The sequence below is a fragment of the Acinetobacter higginsii genome, assembly GCF_000369845.1.
Lineage (GTDB): Bacteria > Pseudomonadota > Gammaproteobacteria > Pseudomonadales > Moraxellaceae > Acinetobacter > Acinetobacter higginsii.
The window spans coordinates 247,572-265,283 of sequence record NZ_KB850223.1; the positions used below are offsets into that span (position 1 = coordinate 247,572).

At 41.1% G+C, this 17,712-nt stretch carries 14 protein-coding genes and 1 tRNA gene; 12 read left to right on the top strand and 3 right to left on the bottom strand.

The genetic code is table 11. The annotated features are described in order from the left end of the window. Window positions 1–14: 14 nt before the first annotated feature. From kdpB to F885_RS01495, 7 genes are all read left to right on the top strand, one after another. On the top strand, window positions 15–2,027 hold the full coding sequence (gene kdpB / locus F885_RS01525; RefSeq protein WP_005322625.1) for a potassium-transporting ATPase subunit KdpB: 2,013 nt from the start codon (window positions 15–17) through the stop codon (window positions 2,025–2,027). Window positions 2,028–2,036: 9 nt separating this feature from the next. Beyond that, window positions 2,037–2,672 (top strand): potassium-transporting ATPase subunit KdpC, encoded by a 636-nt coding sequence (gene kdpC / locus F885_RS01520; protein ID WP_005322626.1) that lies wholly within the window; start codon window positions 2,037–2,039, stop codon window positions 2,670–2,672. A gap of 13 nt (window positions 2,673–2,685) precedes the next feature. Continuing rightward, window positions 2,686–5,334, top strand: a complete 2,649-nt coding sequence (locus F885_RS01515; RefSeq protein WP_005322627.1) for a sensor histidine kinase — start codon at window positions 2,686–2,688, stop codon at window positions 5,332–5,334. A gap of 10 nt (window positions 5,335–5,344) precedes the next feature. Then, window positions 5,345–6,043: a response regulator gene (locus tag F885_RS01510; RefSeq protein WP_005322628.1), complete on the top strand. Its 699-nt coding sequence runs from the start codon at window positions 5,345–5,347 to the stop codon at window positions 6,041–6,043. Window positions 6,044–6,189: 146 nt separating this feature from the next. Beyond that, complete coding sequence (locus F885_RS01505; protein ID WP_005322629.1) at window positions 6,190–6,861, top strand: CsgG/HfaB family protein; 672 nt, start codon at window positions 6,190–6,192, stop codon at window positions 6,859–6,861. 17 nt (window positions 6,862–6,878) lie between these two features. Beyond that, complete coding sequence (locus F885_RS01500) at window positions 6,879–7,247, top strand: DUF4810 domain-containing protein (protein WP_005322632.1); 369 nt, start codon at window positions 6,879–6,881, stop codon at window positions 7,245–7,247. Further along, window positions 7,244–7,921 carry a DUF799 domain-containing protein gene (locus tag F885_RS01495; RefSeq protein WP_005322634.1) on the top strand — a complete coding sequence of 226 codons (678 nt, stop codon included), beginning with the start codon at window positions 7,244–7,246 and terminating at the stop codon, window positions 7,919–7,921. Before F885_RS01500 ends, F885_RS01495 begins: the two co-directional genes overlap by 4 nt. A 59-nt stretch (window positions 7,922–7,980) precedes the next feature. Here F885_RS01495 and F885_RS01490 read toward each other — a convergent pair whose 3' ends face one another. Further along, on the bottom strand, window positions 7,981–9,441 hold the full coding sequence (locus tag F885_RS01490; protein WP_005322636.1) for a coniferyl aldehyde dehydrogenase: 1,461 nt from the start codon (window positions 9,439–9,441) through the stop codon (window positions 7,981–7,983). Between the two features lie 131 nt (window positions 9,442–9,572). Between F885_RS01490 and F885_RS01485 the strand changes: the two genes are divergently transcribed. The 5 genes from F885_RS01485 (at window position 9,573) to F885_RS01465 (ending at window position 16,067) form a co-directional block, all read left to right on the top strand. After that, window positions 9,573–10,643 carry an AraC family transcriptional regulator gene (locus tag F885_RS01485; RefSeq protein WP_005322639.1) on the top strand — a complete coding sequence of 357 codons (1,071 nt, stop codon included), beginning with the start codon at window positions 9,573–9,575 and terminating at the stop codon, window positions 10,641–10,643. Window positions 10,644–11,124: 481 nt separating this feature from the next. After that, window positions 11,125–12,462, top strand: coding sequence for a CitMHS family transporter (locus F885_RS01480; protein ID WP_005322641.1), 1,338 nt, complete (start codon window positions 11,125–11,127; stop codon window positions 12,460–12,462). Window positions 12,463–12,604: 142 nt separating this feature from the next. Beyond that, window positions 12,605–13,714 carry a porin gene (locus tag F885_RS01475; RefSeq protein ID WP_005322642.1) on the top strand — a complete coding sequence of 370 codons (1,110 nt, stop codon included), beginning with the start codon at window positions 12,605–12,607 and terminating at the stop codon, window positions 13,712–13,714. 213 nt (window positions 13,715–13,927) lie between these two features. After that, the gene (locus F885_RS01470) at window positions 13,928–14,488 is read left to right on the top strand and encodes an undecaprenyl-diphosphatase (protein WP_005322644.1); all 561 of its coding nucleotides are present in this window, start codon (window positions 13,928–13,930) and stop codon (window positions 14,486–14,488) included. A 166-nt stretch (window positions 14,489–14,654) separates the two neighbouring features. Then, window positions 14,655–16,067, top strand: coding sequence for a glutamine synthetase family protein (locus F885_RS01465; RefSeq protein ID WP_005322649.1), 1,413 nt, complete (start codon window positions 14,655–14,657; stop codon window positions 16,065–16,067). A gap of 45 nt (window positions 16,068–16,112) precedes the next feature. On the opposite strand, the gene F885_RS01460 is transcribed toward F885_RS01465, so the two are convergent. Together F885_RS01460 and F885_RS01455 are read right to left on the bottom strand one after the other, a co-directional pair. Next, window positions 16,113–16,185 (bottom strand) — tRNA-Arg (locus F885_RS01460). A 69-nt stretch (window positions 16,186–16,254) separates the two neighbouring features. Beyond that, window positions 16,255–17,613, bottom strand: a complete 1,359-nt coding sequence (locus F885_RS01455) for an amino acid permease (protein ID WP_005322651.1) — start codon at window positions 17,611–17,613, stop codon at window positions 16,255–16,257. Window positions 17,614–17,712: the final 99 nt, after the last annotated feature.

Below are 17,712 nucleotides of genomic sequence, written 5' to 3' on the forward strand. Positions count from 1 at the left end.
GTGGAGCGACAACAATGAAACATTCAAATGCGACACAACAAATGGATATTTTGAATAAAGAAATTATTCAGCAAACTTTTCATAAACTGTTGCCACAGTATGCTTTTAAAAACCCAGTGATGGCCTGTGTCTGGGTGGGAACAATCTTAACGATTATTGCAACCTTGATGGGCAGTGCCAGCTTAGGTTTTGGTCTACTCTTGAGTTTGATCTTATTGGTGACGGTCTTATTCGCCAATTATGCAGAAGCGGTTGCAGAAGCCAAAGGCCGTGGACAAGCAGCATCATTACGTCAGGCACGTGAAAACTTAACTGCAAATCGTATCCTCGATTTAAATGCGGCACCGAATACCATTTCTGCCAATCTACTTAAAAAAGATGATTTGGTGATTGTTAAAGCAGGTGAAATTGTTCCTGCGGATGGTGAGATTATTCAAGGTTTTGCCACCATCAATGAATCGGCAGTCACCGGTGAGTCTGCACCTGTACTCCGTGAAGCTCATACTGATCGTTCAGGGGTGATTGGTGGGACTAAGGTCTTGTCCGATGAAATTATTATTCGGGTGAGTAATGAAGCAGGTCATAGTTTCTTAGACCGCATGATTGCTTTGGTTGAAGGTGCCAACCGCCAAAAAACACCGAATGAGATTGCACTCAGTATTTTGCTCAACATCATGACCATTACCTTTATTGTAGTGGTGGCAAGCTTACCTTTTATTGGTTCTATGGTTGGCATAAAAATCAGCATCGTCTTGTTGATTGCACTGTTGGTATGTTTGATTCCAACCACAATCGGAGGCTTGCTGCCTGCGATTGGAATTGCTGGGATGAACCGTGCTTTAAAAGCCAATGTCTTGGCCAAATCAGGGAAAGCGGTTGAAGTTGCAGGTGATATTGATGTGTTGCTGTTAGATAAGACTGGCACGATTACCTATGGCGACCGTCAAGCCACCGCCTTTTATCCATTGGCAGGTGTAACGCCAAGTGAATTGCGCCAAGCAGCCATGCTGACCTCTTTTGCTGATCCAACCCCTGAAGGTAAATCCGTGGTGAGTTTGGGTAAAGAGTTGGGTGAGAGTATTCGTGAGCCTCAAGATGCAGAATTCATCCAGTTTAGTGCGTCGACACGGTTGTCTGGCGTGGATTTGGTCACAGGGCAAAAGATTCGTAAGGGTGCTGTGGACGCGATTCTTAAATTTACCAACCAAGAAATCAAGGATAACGTTGAGCTTAAGACTCGTGTCGAACAAGTGGCATCAAAAGGTGCGACACCCCTCGTAGTGGCTTCGAATCACAGTATTTTAGGGGTGATTGAGCTCTCGGATGTAATCAAGTCTGGGATTAAGGAACGCTTTGCCCTGTTACGTGAGATGGGTATTAAAACCATCATGGTCACAGGAGACAATCCGTTGACTGCAGCAGCGATTGCCGCAGAAGCGGGTGTGGATGACTATATTGCAGAGGCCAAACCTGAAGATAAATTGGCTTGCATCCGTAAAGAACAAGCGGCAGGTAAACTGGTGGCAATGGTGGGTGATGGGACTAATGATGCACCTGCCTTGGCACAGGCGGATATTGGCTTGGCTATGAATTCAGGTACTCAAGCCGCAAAAGAAGCAGGCAATATGGTGGACTTGGATTCCGATCCAACCAAACTGTTGGATGTGGTGGAAATTGGGAAACAGCAATTGATTACTCGTGGCGCCTTAACCACCTTTTCTCTGGCAAATGATGTCTCCAAATACTTTGTGATCTTACCTGCACTGTTTGCAGTAGCAATTCCACAACTTGGGGTGTTGAATATTCTGCAACTCAGTAGTCCAAGCAGTGCAGTAATTTCAGCTTTGATTTTTAATGCACTGATTATTCCGATGTTGATCCCATTGGCATTGAGAGGGGTGCAATTCAAACCCGCCAGTGCATTGCAATTGTTACGCCGTAATATGCTGATTTACGGTGTAGGTGGCGTGATCTTTCCGTTTATTGCGATCAAGTTGATTGACCTTATTGTGTCCTTGTGGATTTAGGAGTGAGAGATGAATACTTTATTGAATCATGAGCAATTGAATAAACAGGACCTACCATTATCCAATCCAGTACATGTAATTTTACGTCCAAGCCTTGGTTTGATTCTGGTGGGGTTCCTTGTCGCAGGTGTCTTATATTCTGCTGTGAGTGTATCGATTGCCCAGTTAATTTTTCCGAAGCAGGCCAATGGTAGCTTAATCCAACTTGATGGCAGAATTGTTGGTTCAAGTTTGGTGGGGCAACATTTTGTTGGTGAACAATATTTCCATGGCCGCCCCAGTGCGGTAAGTTACAGTGTAGATGGAATGGCCGGCAGTAATTTAGCGGTCTCTAATCCTGATTTACAAAAACAAATTAAGGAAAGAACTGTGCAATTTGCCCAGCATAATCATATTTCAGAGCAACACGTACCGAACGATATGGTCACAGCATCAGGCAGTGGGATTGACCCCGATATTTCACCGGAGAGTGCATTGTTACAGGTGAAGCGAGTGGCTGAGCAACGTCATTTAGCAGAGCAACAATTGCGAGATTTGGTGCAACAACAGATTCAGCCTGCGCAGTTTGGTTTATATGGGCAAGCACGAGTCAATGTACTGCAGTTGAATCTAGCTTTAGATCAATTGTCATCTACACCTCATTGATAGAGCCTCTTTTATGCAGATTGACCGTAATAACAAAGCAGATGCATGGTTGGCTCATAGTCAACGTGAACAGTCTGGACGTTTAACCATTTTCTTGGGTGCAGCACCTGGCGTGGGAAAAACCTATGCTATGTTGACTCGAGCGCATGAACTGATGCAACAAGGGCAGCATGTAATGGTTGGGGTGGTGGAAACCCACGGTCGATCTGATACCGAGCGTTTGATTCAAGGCCTCAATGTGATTCCAAGAAAGGCTGTGGAATATCAAGGTCGGATACTGGAAGAGATGGATCTTGATCAAATCCTCAAATTAAAGCCTGAAATTGTGTTGGTGGATGAACTCGCGCATCGCAATGTGCCAAACAGTCGGCATGAATATCGTTGGCAAGATGTCAATGAATTACTGGATGCAGGCATTGATGTCTATAGCACCTTAAATATTCAGCATTTGGAAAGTCTGAATGATGTGGTCTATCAGATTACTGGGATTCGGGTCAGTGAAACCGTTCCCGATGCCTTATTAAAACGTTTGAAAGACATCCGTTTGGTGGATTTGCCTGTACCCGAACTATTAGAGCGAATGAATCATGGCAAGATTTATTTCGCTGATGTTGCGCCTCAAGCATTACAAGGATTTTTTAAACCCGCCCATTTAACGGCTTTACGTGATCTGGCGATTCAAACCGTTGCAGGGCAAGTTGAAATTGATTATCGAGAGAAGTTTGTTGCGCAAGGGCAGATTATCCCGATTCAAAATCATGTGATGTTGGCGATTGATGGATCAGAATTTTCTGAAGATCTGGTACGGCGGGCACATCGTATTGCAGAAAGACGCAATGCAATCTGGAGTGTGATTTCGATCCAAAAGAGCCAGAAAACCACAACCCAGACATTAGCCGTGACCAAAGCATTTAACTTGGCGCGTAAGCTGGGTGCCGATACCTATTTGTTACATAGTAATCATATTGCATCGACCATTTTACAGGCGGCCTATGATTATGGTGCATCCAATATTTTATTGGGGAAGAGTCCTAAAAAGTCACTCTGGCAACGTCTGTTTTCAGATCATATTGCCGACCAACTCTTGGAAAAACAGCATCCTTTTGAGATCACTTTTGTTCAACCTTTAAAAGCCAAAGTGAATGAATCCAAGCTGCAAACTGATCGGGACGGTGCTGCTTGGTTGGAACAAGGCTTGGCTTTTAATCCACGTGAGATCATTGAGAGTATTTTGATTGTCTTATTGGGCTTAATTGTGGCAACGGTGAGCGATCATTTTATTGGTTATAGCGAATTGGCTTTAATTTTTGTGGTCACCGTGCTGGTGGTTGCAATGCGGGCGAGGATGCTGATCACCATTTTGAGTGTGGTGATTTGCTTCGTGCTGTATAACTATTTCTTTATTGAACCGCGATTTACCCTCAGGATTAGTGCGGAACGTGGTGTGATCACCATTGTTATCTTTATTGCTTCGGCCTTATTGGTGGGGCGCTTAGCCAATCAATTACGCGCTCAGGTCCTGAGTTTACGTGCTGCCAATTCAGTGTCTTTACAAATGCAGGAGTTGGAGCGCAAATTATCCAGTTGTGTCGATATCGAACAGGTGTTAAATATCGCCAAGCAACATCTAGAGAGTTCTTTAAATGCAACGGTGTGGTTGAGAGTTGGTACACAGGAATTAGGCGATAGCCGTTTATTAAATGAAAAAGATCAGATCGCGGCCAATTGGACTCAGAAAAATGCCAAGCCTTGTGGGCGCTTTACCAATACCTTAACTCAATCCAAATGGTGGTTTAATCCATTGAATCTGGTGGGAGGTTATGGGGTAATTGCACTTCGGTTTAATCAGAAAACCGAAACTATTAGTTTTGAGCAGCAGCGTTTAGCCGAGTTGATGATCGATGATATTGCGCAAACCACTTCGCGGGTGCAATTGTCTTTACAGCTAGAGAACTCCCGTGTGGTGGCTGAAACTGAAAAATTACGCTCTGCATTATTATCATCGGTCTCCCATGATTTACGTTCACCTTTGGCGGCCATGATTGGGTCGGCGGATAGTTTGAAATACTATGCTGAGCAGATGTCGGTAGAAGATCGTGAAAGCTTATTGGACACCATTCATGTTGAAGGTGAGCGGCTGGATCGTTATATTCAAAATTTACTGGATATGACCCGACTTGGCCATCAAGGTTTGAGTCTCAGTCGCGACTGGATTGGGGTAGAAGAACTGATTGGTTCAGCGACACAGCGACTGAAACGCTATCAGCCCAAGGTTAATATTGATGTCGAAATGCCAGAAGACTTGCCGCAATTGCATGTACATCCCGCATTGATTGAGCAGGCTATTTTTAATGTGTTGGAAAATGCAGCCAAGTTTTCACCTGATGATGTGCCGATTGAGGTGCGGATTCGACAACAAGATCAATTCCTGCAAATTGATATCATGGACCAAGGTGTTGGTATTCCAGAGGATGAGCGGGAGCAAATCTTTGATATGTTCTATACTATGCAACGTGGCGATCGTGGTAAAACAGGAACTGGTTTAGGTCTTGCTATTGTCAAAGCGATTATTGGAGCGCATATGGGCAGTATCGAAGCCCTAGCGAGCACATATGGTCAGGGCACCTTAATTAGAATACGATTACCACTGCATCAGGATTAAAACCACTTTTATGCCGCAATCATTTCATTCACAAGCATCAATTCTGATTATTGATGATGAGCCACAAATTCGGAAGTTTTTAGACATTGCCTTACGTGCACAGGGTTATCAGGTACATGTGGCTGAAAATGGTATGAAAGGATTAGAGGTTTTGGCGACGCGTGGTGCTGATTTGTTGATTCTGGATCTGGGCCTACCGGATATGGATGGGCAGGCGGTATTGCTTGAGTTGCGACAATGGTCAGATATTCCTGTGATTGTCTTGTCGGCCCGTCCAGATGAAAATCAAAAAATTAAACTGTTAGATGCAGGCGCGAATGACTATGTCACCAAGCCATTTAGCATTCAGGAGCTCTGTGCGCGTATTCGGGTGATGTTCCGCAATAAGCCACAACAGGCAGAACACAATCTGATGTTTAATGATGGACAGCTCTGGGTTGATGTGGCTGAACATGCAGCCAAACTGGCAGGCGAGGACATTACCCTAACCAAAAAAGAATTTCAGTTGCTGGCTTTATTGATTCGTCATCAGGGCAAGATCGTGACACAAAAACAAATCATGACCGAGTTATGGGGCATTACGCATGAAGAGGATACCCACTATCTTAGAATCTTGGTAAAAAAACTCAGAACTAAAATAGGGGATTCCGCAGTGACACCTAAGTATATTTTTACTATTGCGGGTGTAGGGTTACGTTTTTGCGAATAATCTGGATTAATTTGAGCTAATTGGTTGGATTATAAAATTATTTATGATGATTTAAAGGTGGAGCTTGAATTGTAAAATGTTAGATAGTTCACAGTTTTTAAGCTATAATTTTCACGTTTTTTAATCTTTATTTTGATCGAGCGACAATGAAAAAATTATTAGCGGTGACAGTATTCAGTACTTTTGGCTTAATGGCCTGCTCAACCACAGAAACATCTAAATCAATTCAAAGTCCTCAAGTGACGGCAGCAGTTCAACAGATTAAATATAACGGGGTAAAAGTACCTGTTTCGATTGGTAAGTTTGATAACCGTTCTAGTTATATGAGAGGCATTTTCTCTGACAATGTTGATCGTCTTGGTGGGCAGGCGAAAACTATTTTAGAAACGCATTTACAGCAAACGGGTTATTTCTCTGTTCTAAATCGCGATAATTTGTCTGAACTTAAGCAAGAAGTGGGATTTAGCAACAGCACTCAAAGCATTAAAGGTGCACGTTATGTGATCACTGGTGATGTATCTGAATTTGGTCGCAAAGAAGTGGGTGATCAGCAATTATTTGGGATTTTAGGGCGCGGTAAACAGCAAATTGCTTATGCCAAAGTGAACTTGAATATTGTGGATGTAAAAACTTCAGAGATTGTACATTCAGTACAAGGCGCGGGGGAATATGCATTGAGCGCACGTGAAGTACTCGGTTTTGGTTCTACCGCATCTTATGATTCGACTTTAAATGGTAAGGTTTTAGACTTGGCTGTACGTGAAGCAGTGAATAACTTAGTGACTGATATTCAGAATAATCGTTGGACTGCGCAATAAGGCTGGACCGCTGTAAAATGAAAAAAATTCTGTTCACCAGTTTAATCACGATCGGCTTGGTTGGCTGTGCTGCGGGGCCTCAACCTTTATATAGTTGGGGTTCTTATACACAACAGACCTATCTGATGTATAACCAGCCAGAAAAAGCTACACCGAGTGCACAAATCATTAAGTTAGAAGCGGAAATTGAAAAAGCCAAAGCGAAAAATCTGGCCGTTCCGCCAGGTTTATATGCACATCTAGGATTGTTATCTTTACAAGTGAATAATGCGCAAAAAGCAGTTGAATATTTTCAATTGGAACGACAAGTTTATCCTGAATCTACGGTATTGATGGATCGGTTGTTGCGGAAAATGAATGCCAATGTGGGATCGACGCAGCCATGATTAAGACCTTTTTAGTTACAACCCTTCTGCTGACGGGTTTGGTATTGACGGGCTGTGCTTCATCTCCAGCGGTAAATAAGGATATGACGGCGTATAAACAGCATATGCCGAAATCTATTTTGGTATTACCGCCCGTTAACGATTCTCCTGATGTAAAGGCAACGTATAGCTATTGGCCGACAGTCGTTATGCCTGTTGCTGAAGCGGGTTATTATGTTTTTCCAATTTCTGTTGTGGATTCGATGTTTAAAGAGAACGGCGTGACCAATGGTCATGACGCGCAAAGCATTTCGACACAGAAATTGCAGGAAATCTTTGGTGCTGATGCGGCTTTGTATATTCGAATTAAAGAATATGGTTCTCAGTATCAAGTCATTCAAAGTGTTGCAACGGTGAGTGTGGAAGCAAAACTGGTCGATTTAAACACCAATGAGACGCTTTGGTCGGGTGAAAAGAAAGCCGTGCAATCGAGCAATAGTGGTAACAATGATTTACTCACTGCGCTGGTTGGGGCATTGGTTGAACAAATTGCGGGGAGCTTAAATGATCGTGCTTATCCTTTGGCAACGATTGTAAATACCCAACTCTTTACCCCGACGCAGCATAACTCTGGTTTGGGTTTGCTTTACGGACCTCGTTCACCGAAATACCAACAAGATGGCGTAGTGAAGTAATTCATGTTTCATCTGTAGAATAAAAAAGCCTCTTGATGAGGCTTTTTTATTATCGAATCTTATTTAATATTTGGATCACCTTGTTTCAAGAAGAAACGTAAGGCGAGTTTCTGTACCCAAGTCCCATAAGGTGGATAGAACAGTTGGGTTGGGAAGAAGCGATGACGTGCAAAAACAGTTTTTGCATGGGAAAGCTCACGGAAACCTTCTTCGCCATGATATGTGCCCATTCCCGAGTTTCCGATTCCCCCAAAAGGTGCATCATGATTGACCACATGCCAGCCCCAATCATTCAAGGTCACACCCCCTGAATGGGTTTGTTTTAAGACATAATCACGTTCATTAGCATCGTGGGTAAAGAGGTATAAGGCTAATGGTCGTTCACCCGCTTGAATATAATCAATTGCATCATCCACGGTATCGTAAGCAACCACAGGTAAAACTGGGCCAAATAACTCTTCTTTAAGAATCCGCATATCTTCTGTGCAATTCAGGACGATATGTACAGGCATACGACGTGCATCTTTGTCACGATCATATTCGCCACAGGCAATGATTTGAGCGCCTTTGGCTTTGGCATCATCTAAGATATCAAGCAAACGTTTTAGATGGCGATCATTCACAATCGAGGTGTAGTTTGTGTTTTGGCTAATATTTTTGCCATACATCGCAGTGAAATTCGCTTGGCATTCTGCAACGAATTGATCTACTTTTTCTTTTGGCACCAGTGCATAGTCGGGCGCAACGCAGATCTGACCACAGTTGGTGGCTTTACCATGTAAAACACGTTTTGCTGCATCGGCAAGCGGATAGTTGCGGCTGACTAAAGCAGGGGATTTACCGCCAAGTTCTAAGGTGACTGGGGTTAAATTATCTGCTGCCGCACGCATCACCACCCGACCAATCGCAGGCGAGCCAGTAAATACAATATGGTTGAAGGGCAGCGAGGTGAATTGTGCTGGATCAAGGATCTCTTCACCAAAAACAGCTACTTCATCTTCACTGAAAATCTCAGCCAGCATTCGTTTAACTACGGCATTGGTTGCTGGAGTCACTTCTGGTAGTTTGATCATCACCCGATTGCCCGCTGCAATTGCGGCAATTAAGGGGCCCAAAGCTAAATAAACAGGGAAGTTCCACGGTACGATGACGCCAACCACACCTTTAGGCTGATACTGCACCCGTAGGCGATTGGATAAAAATAGCAGTTCAGTGCTACGTTTACTTGGTCGCATCCAACGGCGGACATGACGAATGGCATGTTCTGCTTCAAGCACTGAACCGAGTAAATCAAGCAGTTTTGATTCATCTACCGAGCGTGAACTAAAGTCGGTATTAATTGCAGTCGCAATCACATCTTGATAACGGATAATTTGTTTTTTTATTTGCAATAATTTGGTACGACGAGCATCGAGATCTGGGTAAGGCTGAGCATCAAAAGCAGCACGTTGCTGATTAAAAACCGAATACATATGCTCGGTTGCAGGATCACTGAAGGTTTGTGAAGTTGAAAGTGTCATTGTTGCTCCTTTCATGCTTATTAGTAGAATAGACTTTATGATTGATGAGATTTGTAGTCGATGTTAAATTGAGACAACAAAAGGTAATTTAGTGCCATTATGCATCATCACTCAAGGGATGAGGTGAAAAAATGCGTAAACAGGAGTTGAGCTCAACATTGGTCGAAGCACGTTATGATCAAAATCAATTGGCTCAAGGTACGCCGATCCTCGGTTTAACTAGTCTGCTAGAAGCCATGCAACAGCAAGGTTATCGTTTGGATGAGGTTTTAGCGGGCACAGGCATTTCTCAAGATGCGCTGAATAGTGCGGCCTCTCATATTTCCCCCTTTCAAAAATTACAACTGTTTCAAACCATTCAGCATTTAACTAAAGATCCGCTGATCGGTATGCGGGCTGGGCAAAAACAGCGGCTATCGGACTTTGGGGTTTATGGTTATGCGCTGTCTTCCTCTCGTAATTTTCAACAAGCCGTAGAGTTTGGTATTCGCCATATCAAACTCGCGGCACCCGTCCTTAAGAAAAGCTTTTCAATTCAAAAGCAAGTTGCCATTTTTGAAGGTCATGAAATTATTGCACTCGGCAAGCTATTGCCTCTGGTGTGTGAGTTTTGGTTTAGTTCAATGCAAACCCTGATTGAATGTGTTTTGGAAGCACCCTTTCAAGCGAAAAAATTATTAGTGCCTTATCCTGCCCCAGCGTATGCGGCAGAGTATGAAAAAGTCTTCCGCTGTCCAGTCGAGTTTGATGCTGATGTGATGCAATGGCATTTTGATCTTGATTGGCTCGATAAACCTTGTCCGAATGCCAATCCGATTACTGCAGATATGTGCCAATCTTTTTGTGAGCGCATGTTAGCTACAGATGACAATGAACAGGAACCTGAATTAGTTCGTAGCATTCGACTCATTTTATTAGATGCAGTGGGAAGCTTTCCAACGGCACAACAGATGGCAGATCAATTGCATTTATCCAAGCGGACTTTGTATCGCCGTTTAGCCGATGTGGATATCAGTTATCAAGAGATTTTAGACAGTACCAGAAGGCGGCTTGCAGATGAATATTTGGCAACAAGTTTGAGCATTGATGAAATCGCAGAACGCTTAGGATTTTCTGATACCTCAAATTTTAGAAAAGCCTATCGTAATTGGGTGGGGGTTTCACCAAATGAATATCGAGCCGATAAAAATAAGATAATTTAGTTTAAAAAATAGGTTTTATTCTCAAAATATGAATTTTTTAATTTAATTTTAATATCACGCGATAATAATGATGATTATAATTGTTGGAATGCTCATAAATAGCTATTTATTTTAACCACGATAGAAGTTTTATAAATGAATGATATTTGTTTTAATTATCATTTAATTAAATATGTTATTTTTTAATCAAAAAATGCACCATAATATTGCATTGTGATTTTAAATATATAACATTTTGATTAGTTATTCTTCAGGTGTTTTGATCGATTGATCTATATTTTTTAATAAAAACATATTAATAATTAGAGTCTTATATTTAAAAGTATATTTGTATACTTTTAAGGTATTTTTCATGTGAATGGCTGTGTTCACTATATAATTAAATTAAATGAATTAGCTAAAGTTAAATCGCATAGAATCTGTGCTGGATTAGGGTAGGTCTACCCATTAAAAAAACTTATTATGCTAAGGATTGCATTCAATGCTGACTTTTTTAGGTATCAGCATGATCATGTGCTTTATGTATTTGATCATGTCAAAACGTCTCAGTGCATTAGTTGCATTAATTTTAATCCCATTCATATTCGCTATTATCGCTTGGGGCTTAGGTTTTTATTTTGATAGCTTAAGTCATATTCAATTGGCCGAACTTGGCAATACCATGTTAGAGGGTATTAAAAAGCTTGCACCAACAGGCGTTATGCTTCTTTTCGCTATTTTATATTTTGCCTTAATGATTGATTCTGGGTTATTTGACCCTTCGGTAAGATGGATTTTAAAGAAAGTAAAAGGCGATCCATTAAAAATCACTTTGGGTACAGTTTTTCTCACATTATTGGTCTCTTTAGATGGCGATGGTTCAACCACATATATGATTTGTGTGGCGGCAATGATGCCGCTTTATAAACGAGTCGGTATGAATCCACTGATCATGACCTGCTTGATGTTGCTTTGTAGTGGTGTGATGAATTTGACGCCATGGGGTGGACCAACAGCCCGTGCTGCAAGTGCATTACAAGTTGATGCCAGTGAAGTCTTCATTCCAATGATCCCATCAATGATTGTGGCGGCTGCTTGGTTATTCTTCTTGGCTTATATGTATGGCATGTATGAACGCAAACGTTTGGGCGTGATTGAACTTGTAGACATCAGCCATGCCGATGATATTTCGATTTCAAAAGATCCAGAAGCACAACGTCCACATTTACGTTGGTTTAACGGTATTTTGACCTTAGTCTTGATGGCATCTTTGGTAAAAGGGATTTTACCAATGTCGATCTTATTTATGCTGGGTTTCTGTATTGCATTAGTCGTGAACTATCCGTGTGTCAACATGCAGAAAAAGCGTATTGCCATGCATGCAGACAGTGTCTTAGCAGTAGTGGGGGTAATCTTTGCTGCGGGTGTTTTTACAGGGATTTTATCGGGCACAGGTATGGTTGAGGCCATGTCTAAAGGTTTCGTTGCGGTGATTCCACCGAGCCTAGGACCTTATCTAGCGCCAATTACGGGCGTATTGAGTATGCCTTTGACTTTCTTTATGTCGAATGATGCCTTTTATTTCGGTGTTTTACCAATTCTTGCGGAAGCAGCATCGCATTATGGAATTTCGCCAGTTGAAATTGCACGTGCGTCGATTATTGGGCAACCGATTCACTTGTTATCACCTTTAGTTCCTTCAACATATTTGTTATGTGGTTTGGCTGCTGTAGAAATGGGTGATCATCAGAAATTCACGTTGAAATGGGCATTTATTACCTGCTGCGTGTTGATGGGTAGCGCCTTAATATTCGGTGTATTTCCATTTTATAATATGTAAATCAATTTGTTATAATGCTTTTATATTCATGAGAATATAAAAGCATACTTATTTACGCATTCCCACTTAATTCTAAATTTTGCTTGAAACACAGCGAAATAGAGATTTTTTACACTTTTTTTAGATGGTTAGGAACATAACAATGAAGATGAAAATTGCACTCGCGACAATGATGAGTATTGCGACCTGTTCTGCATTTGCAGCACCAAAATTTTATGGAGAGATTGATGCCAGTATTGATTATCTACCAGAAAAAAATGCAAATTCGGCAGATCATGATGTTTGGAAAGTAAATAGTAATAGTTCATTTGTTGGAATTAAAGGTGAAGAAAAATTAACCGAAAATTTGAGTGCGGTTTATTTAGCAGAATGGGCATTTTATGCGGATGGCGACAAAACTGATTGGTCGCAACGTAATCGTTTTGTCGGATTAAAAGATGATCGTTTTGGTACAGTCAAAATTGGTAAACATAATACACCGTTAAAAGATTTATCCAGTCCTGTAGATAGTTTTAATAACTATATCAGTAATAAAGCGGATATCACCGGCATTATGACAGGTGAGAATCGTGTCAATAATGTGGTGGTCTATGATTCACCTGAAATTGCCTTGAATGGTGGTAACTTAGAAGCCAGTGTTTTACTTGCAACAGGTGAGAGTAGAGGCATTGAAGATGATAAACGTGGTGGTGTGAATGCTGCGGGTCGTGGTCTAGGTGATGCATGGTCGGCATCGCTGAGCTATAGTCATCCTGTATTTTTGGTTGGTGTTGGCTATGACAAAGCCATTCCAAGTGATTTCTTGGGGCATGGTTTATTAAATGCAGCTGAGACTGAAACGCAAGTGGATGAAGTGTTCGCTGCTGCGAATACCGTGCGTGTGATTGGTCGTTTAACACCAATTGAAGGCCTAGCACTGAAAACGCTATACCAAACCTCGAAGGTCGCTGATAAAAAGGGGAATGATGACGCTGCAATCAACATTGATGATTCACAAGGCTGGCTCATCGGTGCGGAATACAAGTTACCAAATCAGTCAAAATGGACAGTGAAAGCACAATATAGCCAAAACAGTACCAGCTTTAAAAGCAATGAGGCGGATTTCGATGCCAAGCAATTATTGCTTGGTACAGACTATTCATTTAACAAACAAGTGAAAGTCTATGGCTATGCTGGATACTCAACATTCGAGCAAGCACGTGCTAAAGACAAGCAACCGATTGCGGGGACTGGTCTAGAATTTAAGTTCTAAATTTCAGTGAATTAACATCAATAAATAGGATAAATTTGTCCTATTTATTGGTGATTTTATTTGAAGTGTTTTTCTCGTTGATAAAGCAAGGCTTGACTTAATTCCTTTTAGAATATGTGAATAATAAAATATAAAAATTATTAATAATTTCTTCATTATTCTCCTGTATATTGAGCGCATTGATCTTCATGGATAGTGTGGATAGAAAAGGAAATGATTTTTAAAGATTTAAATATCTCTTTGTTTAATAGTATAAATTCTTTTGCAAAGGAGCATGCCGCGCTAGACAAGGCCGCAATTTTTTTGGCGGAGGATTTAAATACGGTACTGATCAGTTTTCTGGTATTTTTATTGGTCATCCAATGGAAAACATATCATCTTTTATTTGCCAAAACTTTAGTGATTGTGCTGTTTTCTTTACTTTTAAGCGACATTATTGAATTCTTTTATCATCATCCTCGCCCATTTCAAATTGACTTAGGTCATAAGTTAATTGGCCATGGTTCAACTTCATCTTTCCCAAGTCAGCATACGATAACGGTTGTGATTATTGGCTTTTCTTATTGGATGGCGGGCTTTAAAAAGATTGGTTTGATCGGATTATTGTGTAGTGTAGTTGTCGGTCTATCGAGAGTTTTTGTCGGTGTTCATTTTCCCTTTGATGTGATTGGTTCTTTTGTGATTGGTTTTATGCTGGTGGTATCAGTCAATTATGCACTGAAAGAATTGGCAATTAGAATTAGACGTATAAAGCCAGTTCAATTGATGGATTGATATCTGGCCTAAATGAATTTATAAAAAACGGAGCATTGCTCCGTTTTTTATTGTCCGAGTTATAAGAAATTTATTCGATTACCCCAAGAGTTTACGCACTGTTTACGTTACTTCTACCCAAGCCTCAACTAAGCTAAATTTATCTATATAACTTGAGCTTTCAGCTATGAGTGCTGTACTTGTTGAGATCAATCATCCATCTGCGCTTAAAAAGTATATTCAAACGGCAATCTGCAACAATGATATTAATGGTGTTACGCTAAAAAAACGATTTATAGAAGAAGTTGAAACTTATTTAAAACATTATCCACAGACTCAACACGTCGATATTTATTTATGTGACTTAAATGGACATTTACGCGGTAAACGTATAGATGTCGGTTGCCTCAAAAATCTGAGTAAAGGCTGTTATTTTCCATTGTCGATTTATGCTATGAGTTTGGATGGCAAAGTGATTGAAGAGACAGGACTCGGTAAATATATTGGAGAGCCTGATCATTTATGTGAACCTGTTTTAGGCACATTGAAACCACACGCACTTGAGCCAGAAACAACAGCCCAACTACTGCTCAGTATGAAGGATGATCATCAGCAAGATTGCGTATTTGAACCTCGCAATATGTTGAAAAAAATCCTCTCTCAACTTCATGATAAAAGTTACTTTCCCTGTATCGCTGCCGAAGTCGAGTTCTATCTGCATCCCTTAAGTGAGGCTGATGAGGTTGAAGAAACCATGAGCCAATGCTTTGATATTAATACCTCCGATCATTATCAAAATATTCTGAATGAGATCGAAGCAGTCGCAAAACGACAGCGTATTCAAATTACAGGAATCGTTTCTGAATCCTCTTCAGGTCAGTATGAGATTAATCTGCAACATACAACGGATCTATTGAGCTTATGTGATCAGATTATGTTGCTGAAAAGAAGCATCAAGCAGATTGCGAATAAGCATGGACTACGTGCAAACTTCCTTGCCAAGCCTGATATGCATAAGGCGGGCAGTGGTATGCACTTCCATATGAGTCTTTTAGATCAGAATCAGGAGAACCTTTTTAGTTCGGCGCAAGAAAAAATCTCTGACAATTTATTAAAAGCGGTGAGTGGATTACTGTTATTGATGCCTGATTCAATGGCGATTTTAGCGCCTAATTTAAACTCTTTTAGACGCTTTAAATTTGGCAATCATGTGCCACTTGAAGCCAATTGGGGGCTGAATAATCGAAATGTGGCGATTCGAATTCCATGTTCAGATCAAGAAAATCAGAGACTGGAATACCGCGTGGCAGGAGCTGATTGTAATCCTTATTTGGCTGTCGCTATAATTTTGATAGGTACATTGCATGGTCTAACACAGGGATTAGATATTCCAAAGCAAGCGCATCAGTTAAAACTGAAAAGTGAGCATCTATTCTTGCCGACTGAGCAAATGCAAGCATTGCAATTATTCCAAGCCAATTCGGTTTTAATCGAATACTTAGGAAAGGACTTTGCCACGCTTTGGTGTACGCTAAAGCAGGCTGAATATCAAAGTGTCTATAGCCAGATTACAGCGATCGAAAAGAGTTGGGATATTTAGCCGCTCGATGTGCTGTTGCAATATAACAAAAATGCTAATGGGTTATGCGCTCAGCGGGACTCGAACCCACGTCGGTCGCTTAGGAGGCAACTGCTCTATCCAGTTAAGCTATAAGCGCATAATTTTATGATTATAAACAAAAAAGTGATTGCAGAAGCAATCACTTTTTAATGAAACCGATCAGCTGTTAACTTTCAGTTTTACGATTTAAAAACTTATAGAAAATAAACATTAATACGATCCAGATCGGAATCATCAGTACAGATTCTTTGAAGCCTTGTTGCCACATGATGTAAAGCACCACAGCAATAAAACCTAATACCAAATAGTTACTAAATGGAGACCATAAAGCAGGGTAAGAGGTTTTAATTTGAGCTTTTTTGATATGACTTCTATATTTCAAATGGGTCAAACTGATCATGGCCCAGTTTAAAACCAGTGCACCAACAACCACATACATCAAATGTCCAAGTGCATCTTCAGGTACAAAGTAGTTTAACAAGACACAACCAAAGATCAGGAATGCCGAGAGCAGGACTGCTGGAACAGGGACGCCTTGTTTATTGGTTTTGGTAAAGATTTTTGGTGCATTACCTTGTTGAGCTAGGCCAAATACCATACGGCTATTGGCATACATACCACTGTTGTATACAGATAATGCTGCTGTCAGGATAATAAAGTTAAGTAGGTGGGCTGCCCAACCAATCCCCATTTGACTGAAAATCATCACGAATGGACTTTTATCTAAGCCACCTAAGTCCAATTGGTTCCAAGGCACAAGTGACAAGAGAATAGCAAGCGAACCCACATAGAACACTAAAATACGAATCACCACTTGGTTAATCGCTTTAGGAATGGTGGTCTTTGGATCTTTGGCTTCTGCTGCGGCCATACCAATCAGTTCAATACCCCCGAAGGCAAACATCAAGAAAGCCAGCATATAGAACAAGCCATCGAAGCCATGCGGGAAAAAGCCGCCATGTGACCACAGGTTGCTAAATGAGGCTGTTGAATTTGCATCCGCAGTGAAGAGCAAGAATAGACCAAACAAGATCATGGCAACGACAGCAGTCACCTTGATGATCGCTAACCAGAACTCTGATTCACCATAGAATTTAACATTGGTTAGGTTCACTGCCGTAATCACGACAAAGAAGAACAATACAGACTGCCAAGCGGGGATTTGTGGCCACCAGTAATTAATGTATTTACCTACTGCCGTTAGCTCAGTCATTGCGACAAGGATATACAGTACCCAGTAATTCCAGCCAGTGATAAAACCTGGAAATTTACCCCAATACTTATAAGCAAAATGGCTAAATGAACCTGCAACAGGTTCTTCAACAATCATTTCACCTAAATGACGCATGATTAGAAAAACAATCAAGCCGCCAATCGCATACCCCAAAATAATAGATGGCCCAGCAGACTGGATAATTTGCGCAGAACCTAAAAATAAGCCCGTACCAATCGCTCCACCCATCGCAATGAGTTGGATATGGCGGTTTTTTAGTCCACGCTGAAGTTGAGAAGAATCGTTGTTCAAAGGACTGAGCTCGACGAGGAATTAACTGGATTATTCTAATAGATTCAAAGATTTTCGCCTAGTAAAAGTACAGCGATGCTATGACTGGAAAGTTGTTTT

Excerpts from the sequence above, each read along its gene's own strand:
- kdpB (WP_005322625.1), top strand. The coding sequence starts at position 15 with ATGAAACATTCAAATGCGACACAACAAATGGATATTTTGAATAAAGAA.
- kdpC (WP_005322626.1), top strand. The coding sequence starts at position 2,037 with ATGAATACTTTATTGAATCATGAGCAATTGAATAAACAGGACCTACCA.
- F885_RS01515 (WP_005322627.1), top strand. The coding sequence starts at position 2,686 with ATGCAGATTGACCGTAATAACAAAGCAGATGCATGGTTGGCTCATAGT.
- F885_RS01510 (WP_005322628.1), top strand. The coding sequence starts at position 5,345 with ATGCCGCAATCATTTCATTCACAAGCATCAATTCTGATTATTGATGAT.
- F885_RS01505 (WP_005322629.1), top strand. The coding sequence starts at position 6,190 with ATGAAAAAATTATTAGCGGTGACAGTATTCAGTACTTTTGGCTTAATG.
- F885_RS01500 (WP_005322632.1), top strand. The coding sequence starts at position 6,879 with ATGAAAAAAATTCTGTTCACCAGTTTAATCACGATCGGCTTGGTTGGC.
- F885_RS01495 (WP_005322634.1), top strand. The coding sequence starts at position 7,244 with ATGATTAAGACCTTTTTAGTTACAACCCTTCTGCTGACGGGTTTGGTA.
- F885_RS01490 (WP_005322636.1), bottom strand. The coding sequence starts at position 9,441 with ATGACACTTTCAACTTCACAAACCTTCAGTGATCCTGCAACCGAGCAT.
- F885_RS01485 (WP_005322639.1), top strand. The coding sequence starts at position 9,573 with ATGCGTAAACAGGAGTTGAGCTCAACATTGGTCGAAGCACGTTATGAT.
- F885_RS01480 (WP_005322641.1), top strand. The coding sequence starts at position 11,125 with ATGCTGACTTTTTTAGGTATCAGCATGATCATGTGCTTTATGTATTTG.
- F885_RS01475 (WP_005322642.1), top strand. The coding sequence starts at position 12,605 with ATGAAGATGAAAATTGCACTCGCGACAATGATGAGTATTGCGACCTGT.
- F885_RS01470 (WP_005322644.1), top strand. The coding sequence starts at position 13,928 with ATGATTTTTAAAGATTTAAATATCTCTTTGTTTAATAGTATAAATTCT.
- F885_RS01465 (WP_005322649.1), top strand. The coding sequence starts at position 14,655 with ATGAGTGCTGTACTTGTTGAGATCAATCATCCATCTGCGCTTAAAAAG.